This is a genomic window from Flagellimonas lutimaris (assembly GCF_003581615.1).
Taxonomy (GTDB): Bacteria; Bacteroidota; Bacteroidia; order Flavobacteriales; family Flavobacteriaceae; genus Flagellimonas; species Flagellimonas lutimaris.
In genome coordinates this window covers 178,689-193,427 of record NZ_QXFH01000077.1, presented here as the reverse complement: position 1 = coordinate 193,427, position 14,739 = coordinate 178,689, and the positions used below count along the sequence as shown (strand labels likewise).

Below are 14,739 nucleotides of genomic sequence, written 5' to 3'. Positions count from 1 at the left end.
TTGATGAACTTTTATTAATTTTCTAAATCAATTTCTAGATTTTGGATGCAAAGGATAAACTCTTATCTCATTTAAAGGAAACTATTGAACTAACCCAAGAGGAGGAATCCATCGTATGTGATAGTTATTCGGAAACTCAGCTCAAAAAGAAAGAAGTTTTACTTTTTGCCGGGGAAGTTTCCAATCACATGCGGTTTATTGCCGAAGGATGTTTGCGTGCTTACCATATGGATGAAGAGGCCAAAGAACATATAGTACAATTTGGTATTGAAGGTTGGTGGGTAAACGATCTATACAGCTATTTGACCTGTACCCCGGCCAAGCAATTTGTACAGGCTTTAGAACCAACAACAGTACTTCAAATTCACCGAGACACCCTTAATGAACTTTACGAAAAAGTTCCTACTATTGAACGGTTCTACAGATTAAAGTTTGAAAAAGCCTATGTTGCCCTGCAAGACCGCACCATTAATTCCATGAGCAAATCGGCCGAAGAGCGTTATTTGGAATTCCGATCAAAATATAGAAGCATTGAACAACGCGTTCCACAATACATGATTGCTTCCTATTTGGGCATTACTCCTGAATTTTTAAGTGCCCTCCGAAAAAAGATAAAATAAATCCATTTCTTAATACACCTTAAGATTAATGATTGTTTGCCATACTAGGTTTGCACTGACCCACAAATCAGTGTATTATGAAAAAAATAATCGCTTTTACAGGAAGTAATAGTCCTAACTCCATCAACCAAATATTGATAGACTATATAGTAAAAGAATTCTCGAACAACGGTATAGAATATCTTGACCTAAAAAAATATAGCCTTCCAATATATAGCCCGTCAACCGAACAGAAAGGTATTCCGGCACCTACTAAGGAACTTTTCCAAACCTTTACTTCGGCAGATGGATTTATTTTGGCATCCCCAGAGCATAATGGACTTCCCTCTGCTTTTTTAAAAAACCACATCGATTGGCTTTCTAGAATAGACCAGCGTTTTTTTGGCGACAAGCCCGTTCTGCTATTGAGTACATCACCTGGGAAAACCGGGGGTAGTTCTCATCTGGAGATAATGGCAAAATTGGTTCAGCGATGGGGCGGCGAACTCGTAGGTCAGTTTTCCTTGGGTGACTTTTATCAAAATTTTGACACCCGTACAAACACCCCAAATAAATCAAAAGATGAGCAGTCTTTGAAACAATTGGTCAAATCCCTTCTTAATTATAAAGAACAACCGATAGAGAGTTATAGAACACAAAGAGAAATTGAGGTGTTCATAAACAAAACTGTGAATCAATATAAAAACAAAGGTTTTTTATAAAAAAGAAGATATGAACAAGAAAATCATTGAACATTTATTCGAGTTCTGGGAACAAATTGGAAGACATGGAGGATTCTTAAAAACGGAAAATGGATTTTCCTTTACGAATCCATCAGATAACTCTTGGCCCAGTAAAATATTTCACTTAAACATTAGTGAATTGGAATTATCTGAACTGCAGAAGAAAATTCGTTTACAAGAGTTACCAAACTCCTTAGCCATTTATGAAGCCAATGTGATTAAAAACGAACTGGAACGCAACGGTTTTTGTCCTACGTCCCAAGTAAAAGCAATGGCCCTGGATACTTCTGAATTCAATTTTAATCCCACAGATGCATCTGAGTTTATAAGGGTAAGTTCACGACTTGAAGCGGAACTGTTTGCCCAAGTAGCCACAGCATCTTTTGGTTATCCGGTTAGCCCTTCAACCATAAGTGCATTGATTAACAAACCATCCTTTACGCTCTACTTGGGTAAACATGAAAATGCTTTTCCAAGTTGTGGTATAGTGTATTTGGACAAAAATGGGGTTTCCGGAATTCATATGATCGGTACAAAAGCAGGTTATAGGGGTTTGGGGCTCGGAAAAAAGATGACCCAATTTTTGATTCATCAAGCAATTAAAAACCAAAGTAGAAAAGTCTATCTAGTCGCGTCACAGGCTGGAGAGCGGATTTATACCAAAATGGGATTTACAACACATGGGGTTTTAGAGAGCTATTCCTTATCATTGCATTAATATAATATCAACCATTTTATTGCTTTCAGAGGGTATATGTTTTTCAATAAGATAGGAAAATTATACCCTTTTTGATTTTGAAAGGTATCTACCAGTTTCTTTCTTAAGGTACCTTAATTATTCCCCATTTGTTTGCTCATAGGTTTGCCACGGTAAAATCTATAACAATGAAGAGAAAGATATCTTTATTCACTCTATTTTATTTGTCCGTTTCAACCTTGGTTATTGGTCAAGAATTAAGTTTCGCCCCAGATGTTGTATTTGGCAACCGATCGTTGACCTACAAACATTTGATCAAGTATTCGGTCAACCCAAAACTTTCGGTGGACAATTTGACCCTTTTTGATGCCGAATACGGAAACGATCTAAACAACCTTTATTTCATAAGAAATACTATTTCCTATGCCCTTACTAAAAACATAAGAGCCAACACGGCAATAGGAATCAAAAACCCCGGTGCTTTTGGAACCATGTCATTATCCTTTACTACCCAATCGCACCAATTCAACTTTACCTATTCGGCTGGCAGTACGTATCAAGATGGATTTTCATTTGAACAATCTATTGTAGCCAGTTATTTGCCATCTTTTGGAAACAATCATCAGGGTTATATAAATCTTCTTGCCACAGGTAACATTAATGCCAATGGATATGCAAGAGGACTCCAACAACTTAAAATTGGTGTTCGTAAAAAACAACTCATAACCGGGCTTGCCATAAATCTGGATCAGTTCAACAACGCTCGAAAAACATTGACGAACACGGGCATTTTTTTAAAATATAATTTTTAACATCAAAAGGATACAACATGAAAAGAAATAAAAACATTGCTGTTTTTTTATTCAGAATCGCCATTCCTTTTACCATGCTCATTTATGGAATAGATAAGATTAAGAACGGTACAGGATTTATAGGCAGCCTATTGGAAGCCTATGGATTACCCTTGTTTTTGGCCAATGGCGTATTTGTAGGTGAAATAATCGCTCCCTTGATGCTCCTCATAGGTTTCAGAACCCGTGTGGCAGGGCTTATTTTGTCATTTAATTGTTTATTGGCGGTACTTATGGCCCAAACTCAAAACATACTTACCTTGAACCCGTTTGGAGGTTGGTCTCTGGATTTATTGTTTATTTATATTGTAGCGGGTATTGCCTTTTTCTATAGTGGAGCAGGCAAGCATGCCATCTCAACAAACAATTCCTGGGATTAATGAAACCCATAAAATAGGTCCAATATGTATGCAGTAATATATCAGTTTGATGTTATCCAAGGTCAGGAAGAAGACTTTGAGACGCTGTGGCAAATGGTAACAGAATCATTTATACAACATGCTGGGGGTCTAGGCTCCCGTCTCCACAAAAATGAGACGGGCAGCTATATTGCCTATGCGCAATGGCCTGATAAAAAAGCTTGGGAAACTGCTAGACAAAAATTACCAAAAACTGCTATAGAAAATCTACAACGAATGAACGGGTATTGTGAGGAAATTACAGTATTGTTCAATATGGACGTTAAAAACGATTTATTGAAGTAAGGTCGTACTCGCATCGCAAACATGTGCCCATATCCATTTCTTATTTGCTTTTGGTTTTAAAGTTGACTTCCAAGATTCTTCTATGAAATGTTTAAGTAGGGTTTAAAAGGATTCGTTAGGGCTATTACATATGTTTAAGCAGTGTGCGGTAGATATCCCTTACCGATATCATATCGTTTTCTACTTCTGAAGTATTGACAAACACAATAATACCATGACTTCCTTCTCTAAGAAAATATGCATGGGAAATAATACCAGGATCATTTCCACTATGCCCGATTTTTTCATCATCAATAGTCCAAAAAACATTCTTTTTGAATTCTTTTGAGACCGGTTGAGATAGCATTTCCTTGTAGCTGGATGCCTTTAAAATATTACTCTCCCCATTGTAGCCCTTCATCACCTCAATTAAATATTTACTGAAGTCCTCTATATTGGTCATGAATCCGCCATCGCCATATGTGATGAACTCATATTGGGGAATGGGATTACCATACCAGTATAGCTTGGAAGCATTTTCCAACGGATGATCTTTGGATGCCCAACCTGAGTTATCCATTTGTATTGGATTTAAAATATACTTCTGTAAAAATTTGGTATACTCCATATCGCTAACCTCTGCAATAATAAAAGCTGCAATATTTGCTCCCATATTACTGTAATCATATGTAGACCCCGGAACCGTGTTTGAAAAACTATTTGACGTATACCATTTTCCATCTGTACAATACTGGTTTTTAATAAAGTTGGCCACCGGCATCATTTGATTATTATTAAATAGGTCAACTTCTTGTTTCACCCCCAGTTTAGATTTTTGGGGTAGGTTTTCATAAAACGGAGGTATACTATCGTTGAAAATATAAATCTTGTTGTAGTGCTCTGTGTCAAGGATACTTGAAGTATGGTTGGCCAGTTGACGAATGGTTATGGGCTCATTTGGATAAAATGGGTTCTGTATGGTAAAGGATAAATGATCATTGATGGGGTCATCTAAATCCAGTAAACCCATTTCCTGCGCCTTCATTAAGGCCACTCCGAGCAACGTCTTGGAAATGGACGCAATAGGTTGGACGGTTTTTGTTGTATAGGGTTTCTGCTGCTCTTTGTTCGAATAGCCAAAGCCTTTGGAGTAAACAATACTATCTTTATTGACAATAGCTACGGCGAAGCCTACAAGATTGCTGCTTTCTTGTATCCTTTTCAATTCCTTGGTTATCGAATCAGTCTGCTGTTGTGATTGAAGGGAGTAAACTCCCATTACAATACATAACAACGATAGAAGAGCTCTCATACAGTACATTCTTTTAATTGATTTGATTTTTCAGTTTGTTTTTTAATTATTTCATTTCGGAACTACCAATACTCATAAATCCTAAAGATTTTTCCATCCTTAAATTCGAAAAGAGCCATTTGAGCATCGCCTTCCACAATTTTGCCCTCTTCCCTTTTGATAAAACGTTTACTGACAGCGATGGCATTCAGACCAACAATGTTGTTTTCCACTTTAATGTCTATCACACTCCCATCATAACCTCCATTTTTCTGGTTGCGCATGTAACCGTTATATAGGTCTTCCCTTGTATACACCCCTCCATACTTGGGATGCACATAGGTGAAATCATCGGTGAACATTTCAAAGATGTTGTCAACATCTTCTGGAGTAGAGTCGGCTTGAAAAACCTTAAGGTTTAACTTATAGTATTGTTCCAATACGTAGTTTAGGGAATCTTTATGAGCTTTGAATCCAACATTGACCTTGCTCGACAACTTTTCCACTTTTTCCATTACAGAAGCAGCTTTTTCAAAATCCCTATTGGCCTTATATGCAGTGGCAAGTTCGTTTAGGGCATCTATTGAGTTTGGGCGATATGACACCCAACGTTTGATAACCTCGATAGCCTCTAAGGTACTTCCCTCCCTGAGTAAAATGGCACCAATGCGACTTAAACTGTTCGTGCTGTTCCAACGCTTTGTTTTTGGTAATATTTCAAACCCATATTCCTCCGAAAGTTTTTGAAAATGATCATCGATATTCTTCATGGCATTACCCGGCCCATTTATGATATCCCTATATTTTGCAAACCACTTTTCCTTTGGAAAGATGAGTCCAAGTGCCTCCTCCAATGCCGGTAAAGCCACATCATAGTGCCCTTCGTTTGGAAATATTTTTGAAATAAAATGAAAATCTTCAGAGCGATACGGGGAGAGTCGTTTTTCCAATTCTTCCAAATTGGCCTTTATCATTGGAGAATTGCCATTACCATCAGAATCCGCTGAGGTTACATATAGATAACCTGTTTTGTTCGTACCATTTTCAAAATCATTTATCACATAATCGATTAAACTTACCCCTTCCTCATACCCCATTCCAAGGATATCCCCTGAAGCAATGGCAATATGGGCATCAAATAAATTTGGCTCCTTGGCAAAGGCATGCAAAGCATAAACCGCTGTCCCTGAAAGCCCCATGATCATATTAAAGTCGTTTGCCCTAAAATTTTTCTTCAAATAAGGAAAGAGCTCTTGTTTTAGATGTGCAGTGAATGGCTCTGGATTTTTTCCAAACGGTAATTGTTTCCAGTCCTTGGGCCAGAAATCACTCCCATTGGTATAAAGTTTGGGTATTATAGGTCCATCCACCAAGCTTACTACAATTGTCTCGGGCATTCGTTCTACAGAACTTAAGTGCTTGACAACCCCTGAGGTCATCAAAAAAAACTCATCCTCCAAAAGGAGCAATACCGGGTAAGTATGTTTTTCAGAGGACTCATGGAAACTTTCCGGCAGGAAAATATTAATGGTCCTATCCTCTTCCAAAATCTCTGAATGAAACACCTCTTGTTGGGCAAAAGCCGATGATTTTGATGGTACAGTATTTTGAATCTGATGCGCTTGAACCGCATTGACGCAATAAAATAAAATGGCCTTTAAAATGATATGATTTAACTTCATCCTTTTTATTTCTTTTCAATTAACTTTCGGGTTGCATTCCTTTTTTTAGCCAATAGACTTTCCGAATCCGGATACTTTTTCAACAAAAGATCATACAATTCAACGGCTTCCTGAAAACGATTGTTCTTTTCATAAAATGCAGCAAATTGGGACACAGCATAATCCCTATTTTCTATCAGCTCTGGTATAAAAGCATTTTTGTCCAGGGCATTCAACAAAGTTTCAAACTGATCAAAATCATCGGCTCGCATGGCGCTGCGAACAATGGTAAAACGCGACCATAGCGAGAGTTCAGGTTCAAATCCATAACGCTTTGCCCTTTCTTGAGCATGATTCAGGGCATACTCCATACCTCCTGCATTGATGAACTTTTGCAGGTTGTTCGTTTCAAACTCCTGATAATATTTGAAGTAGTCGCGGAGGCCATGATACAAAGTTGGATATCCCGTGGAGCGGTGTTCTTCAAGTTCAAGCTCAAAATACTTCCATTCAAGCCCCTCAATAGGGTTTGATGCCAGTTTCTCGTTCAATTTTTCGGTACTGTGCCGCACATCAAATTCATCCGGGCTTACCGAAAAATACAGTTGTGTATCCATGCGGGCAGAAGTATCCAAATCATCAATAGCATCAAAAATGGGATAGGGGCTGGCAATCAAATAAGCATTAAAAAGTAATGATCGGTCCTTCATTATGTGAAAAGCAAAGCTTCCTCCATATTCCCAACCGAATAGCAGATTTTCACCATTGGTCCTAAAGTTTTGGTTTACATAAGCCATCAATTCATCTTGTAAGAAGCCTTTGAAATTTTCCTTTCCTTCTCCAAAATGTTGAAACCTACCAGGATACGAATTCTTGATTCCCACAATGATAAACTCGGGCGCCAACTGAAATTGCTGGAACGATTGGCTCAGGCTGACTACGTGTAAAAAGAAACGTTGACCATCGAGCACATAAACCACCGGATATTTTTTTTCTGATTCTTCGTAACCTTCAGGCAGATATATTTGCACTTCCCGCGCTTCTCCCAAAACTTCAGAAACCAAGAGGTGGTTGTACCCCACCACATTCGCTGTCGCCTTATTTTGAGCATTGCCCATGTTGATAAACAATCCTCCCACTAATACCAATAGTGCTATTTTCTTTAACATTGAATCTTTTTTAAACCATTGTTTTGTTACAGTAAGTGGCTTTCTCAAAATCCCTGATGTTGATGGAGATAATTGGAACTTCCGGAAACATTACCTTGAGTTCCGAAACAATTTGATTTGATAAATTGGCCTTTTGTTCGGTGGTTCTACCTTCCATAATATTTGCAAAAATATGGATAAAGTCATCCTTTGCATTCCCGACCATATAGTGTTCGAAAGGATTGATTCTTACCTTAATATCCTGTGGGTCGAACAAACCTGTGGATTCAGCGGTATCGTAGACCAATTGCATTATAGATTCCGGTGATTGCGATTTAATGACCGTATTTGAACAGTCCAATACAAAATGTGGCATGTGTTATATAATTGATTTTAATGTTGTTTTCTATCCAAACTGCGATATACAAAGTTTCTTAGTAACAAGGAAGTTGGTTAGTCCTAAAAGGATGAAAATTTGTTTGAAAGGGAATATTCCTTGATTATTTACAAGGATTATTTTTCATATTGTTCTTTAACTGTTCTATTTAATGTCTCAATTATTGGTTAAAAGATTTCACTTCCTTGAGAAGCTCATTCAATTGATTCCTATCCAACCACTCCCCTTTCAATAGTACACCTTCAATGGCTTTGGTGTTTTTAATATCTTTCAATGGGTTTTTGTTCAACAGGACCATATTGGCATTTTTTCCTTCGGAAATAGTGCCTTCCATGGCAATCGAGCCCAAATATCGGGCCGGCACCACAGTACTCGCATGGAGTATTTCATAAGGAGATAAACCTGCCTCTTGGAGAAATTGAAATTCCTCGTGCAATGAAAATCCAGGAACCACAAAACCAAAGGTATCGCTTCCGGTCATCATAGGAACATCGGCTTCTGCCAACATTTTTGTAAATTTTTTCATCCAGTCGAAATAGCCTTGAAGTAAGAGCAAGGCATCCTTTCCGTTGATTACCTTACCCTTTAGATTCTTTCTATACGGATTTTCGTCCGATGCCCAATAATCATAATCTCGGGATAGCATATATATAGCTGAGCTCTTTTTGCTAAGCTTGGAAAAACTTTTGTCGTCCAAACTCTTTACGATCATATCAAAAACCACCAAGGTGGGAGCAATCACGATTCCGCTGTTTTTGATTTGTTCCACAGCGTTTGTTAAGAACAAATCATCAGTTCTTTGTTCGTCATCGAAAACATACACAAACTCCTCTACGTGTTCAATGGATTTCATTCGGAGTGAAAACTCTAAGTCTAGCTCCCGTTGTGCATGCCCCATCACCGGAATGTTGTATGCTTGTGCCGTTTCCAAAACTTCTAGATAGATATCTTTGGGCAGGTTATCAGCTATTTTTATAAAGTCATATCCCTTTTGGTGGTGATGTTCTATTGTCTTCTGTACATCAGCACTCGATTTTAAATCACCCGATTGAAGGTAAGGACCAGCCGTGTAGTAATTGGGTCCCATTAATTGTCCGTTGTTTATGCTATCCCGTATCGCAACATGGTCCTGCCAATCGTATTCCGCCATGTTTCGTACTGTGGTAACTCCATTGGCCAGTAACAATTTGAAGTCACGGGCTATTCCTCCTTCTTTGTTACGCCAGTGATAATGCATTTCACTTAAGCCAGGAATCAGATATTTTCCTGTACCGTCAATTATTTTGGCCGATTCGCGAACCAAAGTATCGGTTGAAGGGCCAACTTTCAGGATTTTCCCATTAGCAATTACTACGGTTTGATTTTCCCATACCGCTTCTTGATGCATTGGGATAACATTTACATTTTGAATGATGAAGGTATCGTTTTGACCATACCCAATGGTATAGCAAAGAATGCATAGCAAACATTTGATGATTGTTGTTCTCATAATATTAATTGATTGATGATGAATTTATTTTTTTGAACCACAGGTTTTTTACCCTTCCTGTGGATATATAGAGACCGACTATTTCTCCTTTTTGATTACGTGACATTTTAATGGTTCCCAAAGGCCAAGTGCTCTTAAACATATCCTTACCAATAGCTTCCATTATAAATTCCCCATGCCGTACATGGGAACATTTTAAACTATTGTCCGCTATATAAAAAGTATAGTGGGTATCAATTTCAGGGCTATAAAATGTACCTGTGTAATCCGTTAAACCCAATAATGGGCTAGGTTGATTTTTTTTCTTCTCCCCTACATTGGAATTAGAAAATGGATTGTTCTTTTTCCTAGTTTTCGAAAATAAGATTCCAGCAATATCGTCCGCCTTTTCCCCAAATGGTGCATTCGAAAAATTGGTCAGCACAACAATGCTCAATTCCTCTTCGGGATATATGCTTAAAAAGGTTCGATAGCCCCCAACTACTCCCGCATGCTGGATACGTTTTTTTTCGAACTTTTCGTCCACATATATTCCATAACCATAATCAATTGAAGTGCCATTGTTCAACTGTCCCATAGTTTGAAGCGTTCCGAACGAACTCCCCCATCCTTCTTTAGGGTTATAAAAATTATTGGACCATTTCAACAAGTCCTCCACGGTGGAATACATATTCCCTGCCCCTGTATATGCCCAATACCCTTGGGCCATTTCAAACACCCTATCGTGGCTATGGTAGTACGATGTTGCCCTATTGGGGACAATGCGCTGATAATTGTCCTCCACATAGGTATTGTGCATCTGTAATGGCTCAAAAACATTGTTTTTCATCCAAATTTTGAAATCCTCCCTTGTCACTTTTTCAATGATTTTGGCCAAAACAACATATCCCGTGTTGGAATACATAAATTGTTCACCAGGTTCAAAATTCAAATCAGTCTGCTTTCGAACCAATCGTAGAACATCGGCATTGGTCCTGTAATCATCGCCCCGCCAACCGGCAAGGGCCATCAAATCGTGAAAATCCCTTAAACCACTCGTATGTTGCAGTACGTGTTTTATGGTGACGGATTTATTAAAAATCTGAAACTCTGGGAAGTACTTTTGAACAGGGTCATCTATGGACAATAATCCTCTTTCCTGCAGTAAAACAATACCCATTGCCGTAAATTGTTTTGATATAGACCCAATATTGAACAAAGTGGCCTCGGTAGTTGGAACATTATATTCCAAGCTAGCGTTTCCAAAGGAATTCAAATAAATAACTTCATCAGATTGCATAACCCCCACTACTCCACCGGGATGGTTTTCCAATTCCCAATCCATGAACAATGCATCAATCTGATTCTTGAACCTATTGGATGGTTGACCAAAATTCACGATTGGGCAAACCAACATCAAACAAATAATCAGGTTTTGAATCCTCAGAAATCCAGTGACTTTATGTTTACTATTTACATCCTTCATAATTAAACAAAGCTATTTTGTGGTAGCATCTTTTTCATTGACTTTGGTTAAGAAAACAGGTATTGCCCGTTAACCAGAAATCAAAATTAGAACTATACCTCTTCTTGTTTCTTAATGTACCTTAAGATTTCTCAAAAGGCTTCCCGATAATTTTGTGATATCAAAAAATGAATTTATGAACCAGTATATCAACATTTTATTGGCTTTTATCGGCGGCGTTTTCTTGGCCATGCAAGGGGGATTGAACGCACAACTTGGTGTTCAGCTCAAAAATCCTTTATTGGCATCGCTGACAGCTTTCTTTTTCAGCATGCTGTTCGCATTACTGGCCGTTATCCTTAGTATCAAAAACGTTCCGAAAACAGCACTCCTACTAAGTATTCCAAAACATTTATGGTTTACAGGAGCATTTTTCAGTGTTATCGGAATAGGACTATACTACTATACCATTCCCAAACTAGGGATATCCACCATGATTTCCTTGGGCCTCTTTGGACAACTGATTTTTTCGGCAGTAGCAGGACATTATGGATGGTTTGGATTGCCCCAAGAACCCATGGTCATAAAAAAGGTATTTGGGTTGCTGGCGATGACCATCGGCATCTTATTGATAAATAAGAGCTAGTGAAAAACAATAGATAAGATAAATTAAAAACAGAAGACAATGAATTTATTACAAGACTTGAAATGGCGCTACGCCACTAAAAAATTTGATGCATCCAAAGGAATCCAAGAGGATGATTTACAGAAACTAAAGGAGGCCGTACAGCTATCGGTATCGTCTTACGGGCTACAACTGTACAAAGTTTTAATCATTCAAAACAAGGAATTGAAAAGTCAACTAAGGAAAGCGGCATGGAACCAAGCCCAGTTGACCGATGCCTCCCATATTTTCGTGTTTTGCAACTATACGGAAAGAAAGAATGAACATATAGACAAATATATTGAAGCAACTTCAAAAATTCAGGATACCCCATTGGAGAAACTAGCTGGTTATGGCGATTTAATCAAGGAAAGCTTGTCTGCAAAATCAGATGCAGCATGGCAAAACTGGTCGGAAAAACAAACCTACTTGGCACTTTCCAATCTGTTGACCGCATGTGCAGCACTTAAAATAGATTCTTGTCCCATGGAAGGATTTGAGCAAGAGAAGTTCAACACCATTCTTGGGCTTGATCAAAAAGGGCTAAATGCTGCAGTAATCGCTCCGGTAGGGTATCGATCGGCAGAAGACCATACACAATTCAGAAAAAAAGTTCGTAAACCGAAAGAATTCCTGTTCGAGGAAATTCAATAATCGGTTCATTCTTGATGGAACCTGGGGTAAAAATAAAAGTGTAACCCATCATGGAGTTTACTCGTCAAACCCTTTACATCAAAAAACTAATCAAATTATGAGACTGTTATTCTTATTAACACTATTACTTATTACGTATTCCTGTGGAACAAGCAAAGGCGTAACCACGGAAAACACGAACAATTTCAGGAAAGAAAACCCAGAGTTTTCGACACAATTTGAAAATAAGGTAAAAGACATTTACCTTGAAAAGGAGATGTACGGGGATTTCATCTTTGCTGTGGTCGATGAAAATGGATTGGCATATTCATTGGCATTGAATCGAGAAATTTTGGTCGGTAAAAAATCCTCTTTGGATAATGATGCTCCTATTTATATCGCGTCCAGCACAAAATCTTTTACTGGGACGTTGCTTAAAATATTGGAGGAGGACAGTGCATTGGACTTGGACAATTCTCTTGATCAATATCTTCCAGAACTTAATTTTAATGATAGTATTGATACCAAGAACATCACTATTAAAAATCTTTTAAACCATACCCACGGTACATTCAGTACCTCAATGACCTGGAAAACAGCATTTTTAGGGTACAGCGGAGGGAATAAGGAGTTGATCAATGATATGAACACTGATTTTCTATTTGACCCCTCCGGCAGGTATCGGTATTCCAACGTAGGACCTATTGTTGCCGGAATGGTTGCAGAAAAGGTGACAGGGAAGAACTGGAAAAAACTTATGGAGGAGCACATCTTCTCTCCTTTAAACATGAAAAATACCAGTGCCCATGTCAGTGATTTTGATTTAAAGAACATTCGACCATCATTAACCATCAACAAAGAAAGAGGAATCGTTGAGAAAGGGTTTTATAAATCAGATATCACAATGCACGCTTCTGGAGGAATTATTTCAAGCATAAATGATATGTCAAAATGGTTGGCCGCAAACATTAATCAAGATAAAACGCTTTTAGATGATGATTCATGGGAGGAGCTCCATACCTCAACTGCACCTCAGGACAAGAAATATTACACGTATCAACGATTTGGTTATAGCTTGGGGTGGGACATTGCAAAATATCAGAACAATAAGATTTTGACTCGCTTTGGAGGATTGGCAGGGATAAGTTTCCATATTTCATTTATGCCCGATAAAAAAGTAGGGGTCATTGCTTTTTCCAATGATAACCGAGCATACCTGTTGCCACATTTGATGGCAAATTATGCCTACAATATCGTCAATGAGCAGCCTTCAGACAGTATTTTAAAGGTTGAAAAAACTTCATTCGATAAAACTTTCAAAAGAGAGAATGAGATTCAATATCCTGATGCTTCAGAAATTTTAGTCGCCAACAGTGGAAACGATAAGATAATTGGCACCTTCAAAAATACTGAAAATTGGCCCACCATTAAAATTTACAAAGAAGGTGACCACTATATTTTTAATTGGGGAACGTTAAGGGGTAAAGTATTCCGAAACGATGAGGATGGTTACAGTAGCAACCTCGGGGTTTTATCAAGAAATTTTCAAATAAGTACAGATTCCCTATTAACCGGCTCATTGATTTACAAGAAATGAAATAGGCCTGGGAAAGTAACTCCTCAAAATCATTTTTTAAGAGACAGTATTTAATAAAAAGATATTTTATTATTGTTTTACGATAATTTATTATAAGTTTGCAGAAATATTTCAGTATTTCAATAATGAAAAAAACAAAATTAATATCTAAGATATTATATGCTTTGACAAGAAGTCTTGCTTGGATCTATTTGGTAATTGGGCTTTACGGGACTTTCGCTTGGATTACCAAAATCAATATCCAAACTAGCGATACCACGGCTATAATAAATTATCCTTTTACCGATATTTCTTTTTTAATATTGGACAACAACCGGTCGTATTTTCTCTTTGCTTTTTTGCTGCCTATTTTATCCTATACGCTGTTTTTTTGGCTACTTTCCAATGTATTTAGGGTGTTCTATCAGGATAAGCTTTTTACGAATCCCAATATCGCACATTTAAAACGGTTTTATTTGGTCAACATCATATGGCCTATAGTTCTTGTTGCTCTTTCATCGCTCTTTATTGAAATCGAAAAAGGAATATTTGTGATTGTAGCTTTACACTTAGTGTTGGGCACCTTCATTTTTATTATTTCCGAAATATTCCATCAAGGCCTTTCCTTACAAAACGAACAAGACCTATACATTTAAGCTATGCCCATTATTATAAATATTGATGTAATGCTTGCCAAGCGAAAAATAAAAAGCAAGGATCTAGCCCAAGAAATTGGCATTACCCCAGCTAATTTATCCATACTTAAAAATGGTAAGGCAAAAGGTGTCCGTTTTGAAACCCTCGAGGCCATCTGCAAAGCATTGGACTGCAAACCAGGAGATATCATTGACTATGTAGCATAG

General features: G+C 37.8%; 17 protein-coding genes. 11 read left to right on the top strand and 6 right to left on the bottom strand.

Annotated elements, in window-relative coordinates:
- Positions 1-41: 41 nt before the first annotated feature.
- The 6 genes from D2V08_RS15100 (at position 42) to D2V08_RS15075 (ending at position 3,594) form a co-directional block, all read left to right on the top strand.
- Positions 42-620 (top strand): Crp/Fnr family transcriptional regulator, encoded by a 579-nt coding sequence (locus D2V08_RS15100; RefSeq protein ID WP_245980598.1) that lies wholly within the window; start codon positions 42-44, stop codon positions 618-620.
- Positions 621-697: 77 nt separating this feature from the next.
- Positions 698-1,321: an NADPH-dependent FMN reductase gene (locus tag D2V08_RS15095; protein ID WP_119609049.1), complete on the top strand. Its 624-nt coding sequence runs from the start codon at positions 698-700 to the stop codon at positions 1,319-1,321.
- A gap of 10 nt (positions 1,322-1,331) precedes the next feature.
- Complete coding sequence (locus D2V08_RS15090) at positions 1,332-2,060, top strand: GNAT family N-acetyltransferase (RefSeq protein ID WP_119609047.1); 729 nt, start codon at positions 1,332-1,334, stop codon at positions 2,058-2,060.
- Positions 2,061-2,227: 167 nt separating this feature from the next.
- A complete protein-coding gene (locus tag D2V08_RS15085; protein WP_119609046.1) occupies positions 2,228-2,851 on the top strand; it encodes a hypothetical protein in 624 nt (207 codons plus the stop codon).
- A 17-nt stretch (positions 2,852-2,868) separates the two neighbouring features.
- Positions 2,869-3,270, top strand: a complete 402-nt coding sequence (locus tag D2V08_RS15080; RefSeq protein WP_119609044.1) for a DoxX family protein — start codon at positions 2,869-2,871, stop codon at positions 3,268-3,270.
- 24 nt (positions 3,271-3,294) lie between these two features.
- Complete coding sequence (locus D2V08_RS15075; protein WP_119609042.1) at positions 3,295-3,594, top strand: antibiotic biosynthesis monooxygenase family protein; 300 nt, start codon at positions 3,295-3,297, stop codon at positions 3,592-3,594.
- Positions 3,595-3,718: 124 nt separating this feature from the next.
- Here the strand turns inward: D2V08_RS15075 and D2V08_RS15070 are convergent, their stop codons facing one another.
- The 6 genes from D2V08_RS15070 to D2V08_RS15045 all read right to left on the bottom strand — a co-directional run bounded on the left by D2V08_RS15070 (position 3,719) and on the right by D2V08_RS15045 (position 11,024).
- The gene (locus tag D2V08_RS15070; protein ID WP_182835573.1) at positions 3,719-4,885 is read right to left on the bottom strand and encodes a serine hydrolase domain-containing protein; all 1,167 of its coding nucleotides are present in this window, start codon (positions 4,883-4,885) and stop codon (positions 3,719-3,721) included.
- 62 nt (positions 4,886-4,947) lie between these two features.
- The gene (locus tag D2V08_RS15065) at positions 4,948-6,546 is read right to left on the bottom strand and encodes an alpha/beta hydrolase-fold protein (RefSeq protein ID WP_119609038.1); all 1,599 of its coding nucleotides are present in this window, start codon (positions 6,544-6,546) and stop codon (positions 4,948-4,950) included.
- Positions 6,547-6,551: 5 nt separating this feature from the next.
- Entirely contained in the window at positions 6,552-7,694 is a 1,143-nt protein-coding gene (locus D2V08_RS15060) for an alpha/beta hydrolase (protein ID WP_147374163.1), read from the bottom strand.
- Between the two features lie 10 nt (positions 7,695-7,704).
- The gene (locus tag D2V08_RS15055) at positions 7,705-8,049 is read right to left on the bottom strand and encodes a 5-carboxymethyl-2-hydroxymuconate Delta-isomerase (protein WP_119609034.1); all 345 of its coding nucleotides are present in this window, start codon (positions 8,047-8,049) and stop codon (positions 7,705-7,707) included.
- Positions 8,050-8,230: 181 nt separating this feature from the next.
- Complete coding sequence (locus D2V08_RS15050; RefSeq protein WP_119609032.1) at positions 8,231-9,559, bottom strand: amidohydrolase family protein; 1,329 nt, start codon at positions 9,557-9,559, stop codon at positions 8,231-8,233.
- A 4-nt stretch (positions 9,560-9,563) separates the two neighbouring features.
- Positions 9,564-11,024 carry a serine hydrolase domain-containing protein gene (locus tag D2V08_RS15045; RefSeq protein ID WP_119609030.1) on the bottom strand — a complete coding sequence of 487 codons (1,461 nt, stop codon included), beginning with the start codon at positions 11,022-11,024 and terminating at the stop codon, positions 9,564-9,566.
- A 175-nt stretch (positions 11,025-11,199) separates the two neighbouring features.
- Here D2V08_RS15045 and D2V08_RS15040 point away from each other — a divergent pair, with 175 nt between their 5' ends.
- The 5 genes from D2V08_RS15040 to D2V08_RS15020 all read left to right on the top strand — a co-directional run bounded on the left by D2V08_RS15040 (position 11,200) and on the right by D2V08_RS15020 (position 14,739).
- Positions 11,200-11,649 (top strand): DMT family transporter, encoded by a 450-nt coding sequence (locus D2V08_RS15040; protein ID WP_100817861.1) that lies wholly within the window; start codon positions 11,200-11,202, stop codon positions 11,647-11,649.
- Between the two features lie 39 nt (positions 11,650-11,688).
- On the top strand, positions 11,689-12,321 hold the full coding sequence (locus tag D2V08_RS15035) for an NAD(P)H-dependent oxidoreductase (protein ID WP_119609028.1): 633 nt from the start codon (positions 11,689-11,691) through the stop codon (positions 12,319-12,321).
- 97 nt (positions 12,322-12,418) lie between these two features.
- Positions 12,419-13,897 carry a serine hydrolase domain-containing protein gene (locus D2V08_RS15030; RefSeq protein WP_119609026.1) on the top strand — a complete coding sequence of 493 codons (1,479 nt, stop codon included), beginning with the start codon at positions 12,419-12,421 and terminating at the stop codon, positions 13,895-13,897.
- A gap of 125 nt (positions 13,898-14,022) precedes the next feature.
- A complete protein-coding gene (locus D2V08_RS15025) occupies positions 14,023-14,532 on the top strand; it encodes a DUF2975 domain-containing protein (RefSeq protein ID WP_119609024.1) in 510 nt (169 codons plus the stop codon).
- 3 nt (positions 14,533-14,535) lie between these two features.
- Positions 14,536-14,739: a helix-turn-helix domain-containing protein gene (locus D2V08_RS15020; RefSeq protein ID WP_119609022.1), complete on the top strand. Its 204-nt coding sequence runs from the start codon at positions 14,536-14,538 to the stop codon at positions 14,737-14,739.

Coding starts and splice junctions, on each gene's coding strand:
- D2V08_RS15090 (WP_119609047.1), top strand. CDS start 1,332: ATGAACAAGAAAATCATTGAACATTTATTCGAGTTCTGGGAACAAATT.
- D2V08_RS15055 (WP_119609034.1), bottom strand. CDS start 8,049: ATGCCACATTTTGTATTGGACTGTTCAAATACGGTCATTAAATCGCAA.
- D2V08_RS15095 (WP_119609049.1), top strand. CDS start 698: ATGAAAAAAATAATCGCTTTTACAGGAAGTAATAGTCCTAACTCCATC.
- D2V08_RS15060 (WP_147374163.1), bottom strand. CDS start 7,694: ATGTTAAAGAAAATAGCACTATTGGTATTAGTGGGAGGATTGTTTATC.
- D2V08_RS15035 (WP_119609028.1), top strand. CDS start 11,689: ATGAATTTATTACAAGACTTGAAATGGCGCTACGCCACTAAAAAATTT.
- D2V08_RS15045 (WP_119609030.1), bottom strand. CDS start 11,024: ATGAAGGATGTAAATAGTAAACATAAAGTCACTGGATTTCTGAGGATT.
- D2V08_RS15030 (WP_119609026.1), top strand. CDS start 12,419: ATGAGACTGTTATTCTTATTAACACTATTACTTATTACGTATTCCTGT.
- D2V08_RS15080 (WP_119609044.1), top strand. CDS start 2,869: ATGAAAAGAAATAAAAACATTGCTGTTTTTTTATTCAGAATCGCCATT.
- D2V08_RS15020 (WP_119609022.1), top strand. CDS start 14,536: ATGCCCATTATTATAAATATTGATGTAATGCTTGCCAAGCGAAAAATA.
- D2V08_RS15070 (WP_182835573.1), bottom strand. CDS start 4,885: ATGAGAGCTCTTCTATCGTTGTTATGTATTGTAATGGGAGTTTACTCC.
- D2V08_RS15065 (WP_119609038.1), bottom strand. CDS start 6,546: ATGAAGTTAAATCATATCATTTTAAAGGCCATTTTATTTTATTGCGTC.
- D2V08_RS15075 (WP_119609042.1), top strand. CDS start 3,295: ATGTATGCAGTAATATATCAGTTTGATGTTATCCAAGGTCAGGAAGAA.
- D2V08_RS15025 (WP_119609024.1), top strand. CDS start 14,023: ATGAAAAAAACAAAATTAATATCTAAGATATTATATGCTTTGACAAGA.
- D2V08_RS15040 (WP_100817861.1), top strand. CDS start 11,200: ATGAACCAGTATATCAACATTTTATTGGCTTTTATCGGCGGCGTTTTC.
- D2V08_RS15085 (WP_119609046.1), top strand. CDS start 2,228: ATGAAGAGAAAGATATCTTTATTCACTCTATTTTATTTGTCCGTTTCA.
- D2V08_RS15050 (WP_119609032.1), bottom strand. CDS start 9,559: ATGAGAACAACAATCATCAAATGTTTGCTATGCATTCTTTGCTATACC.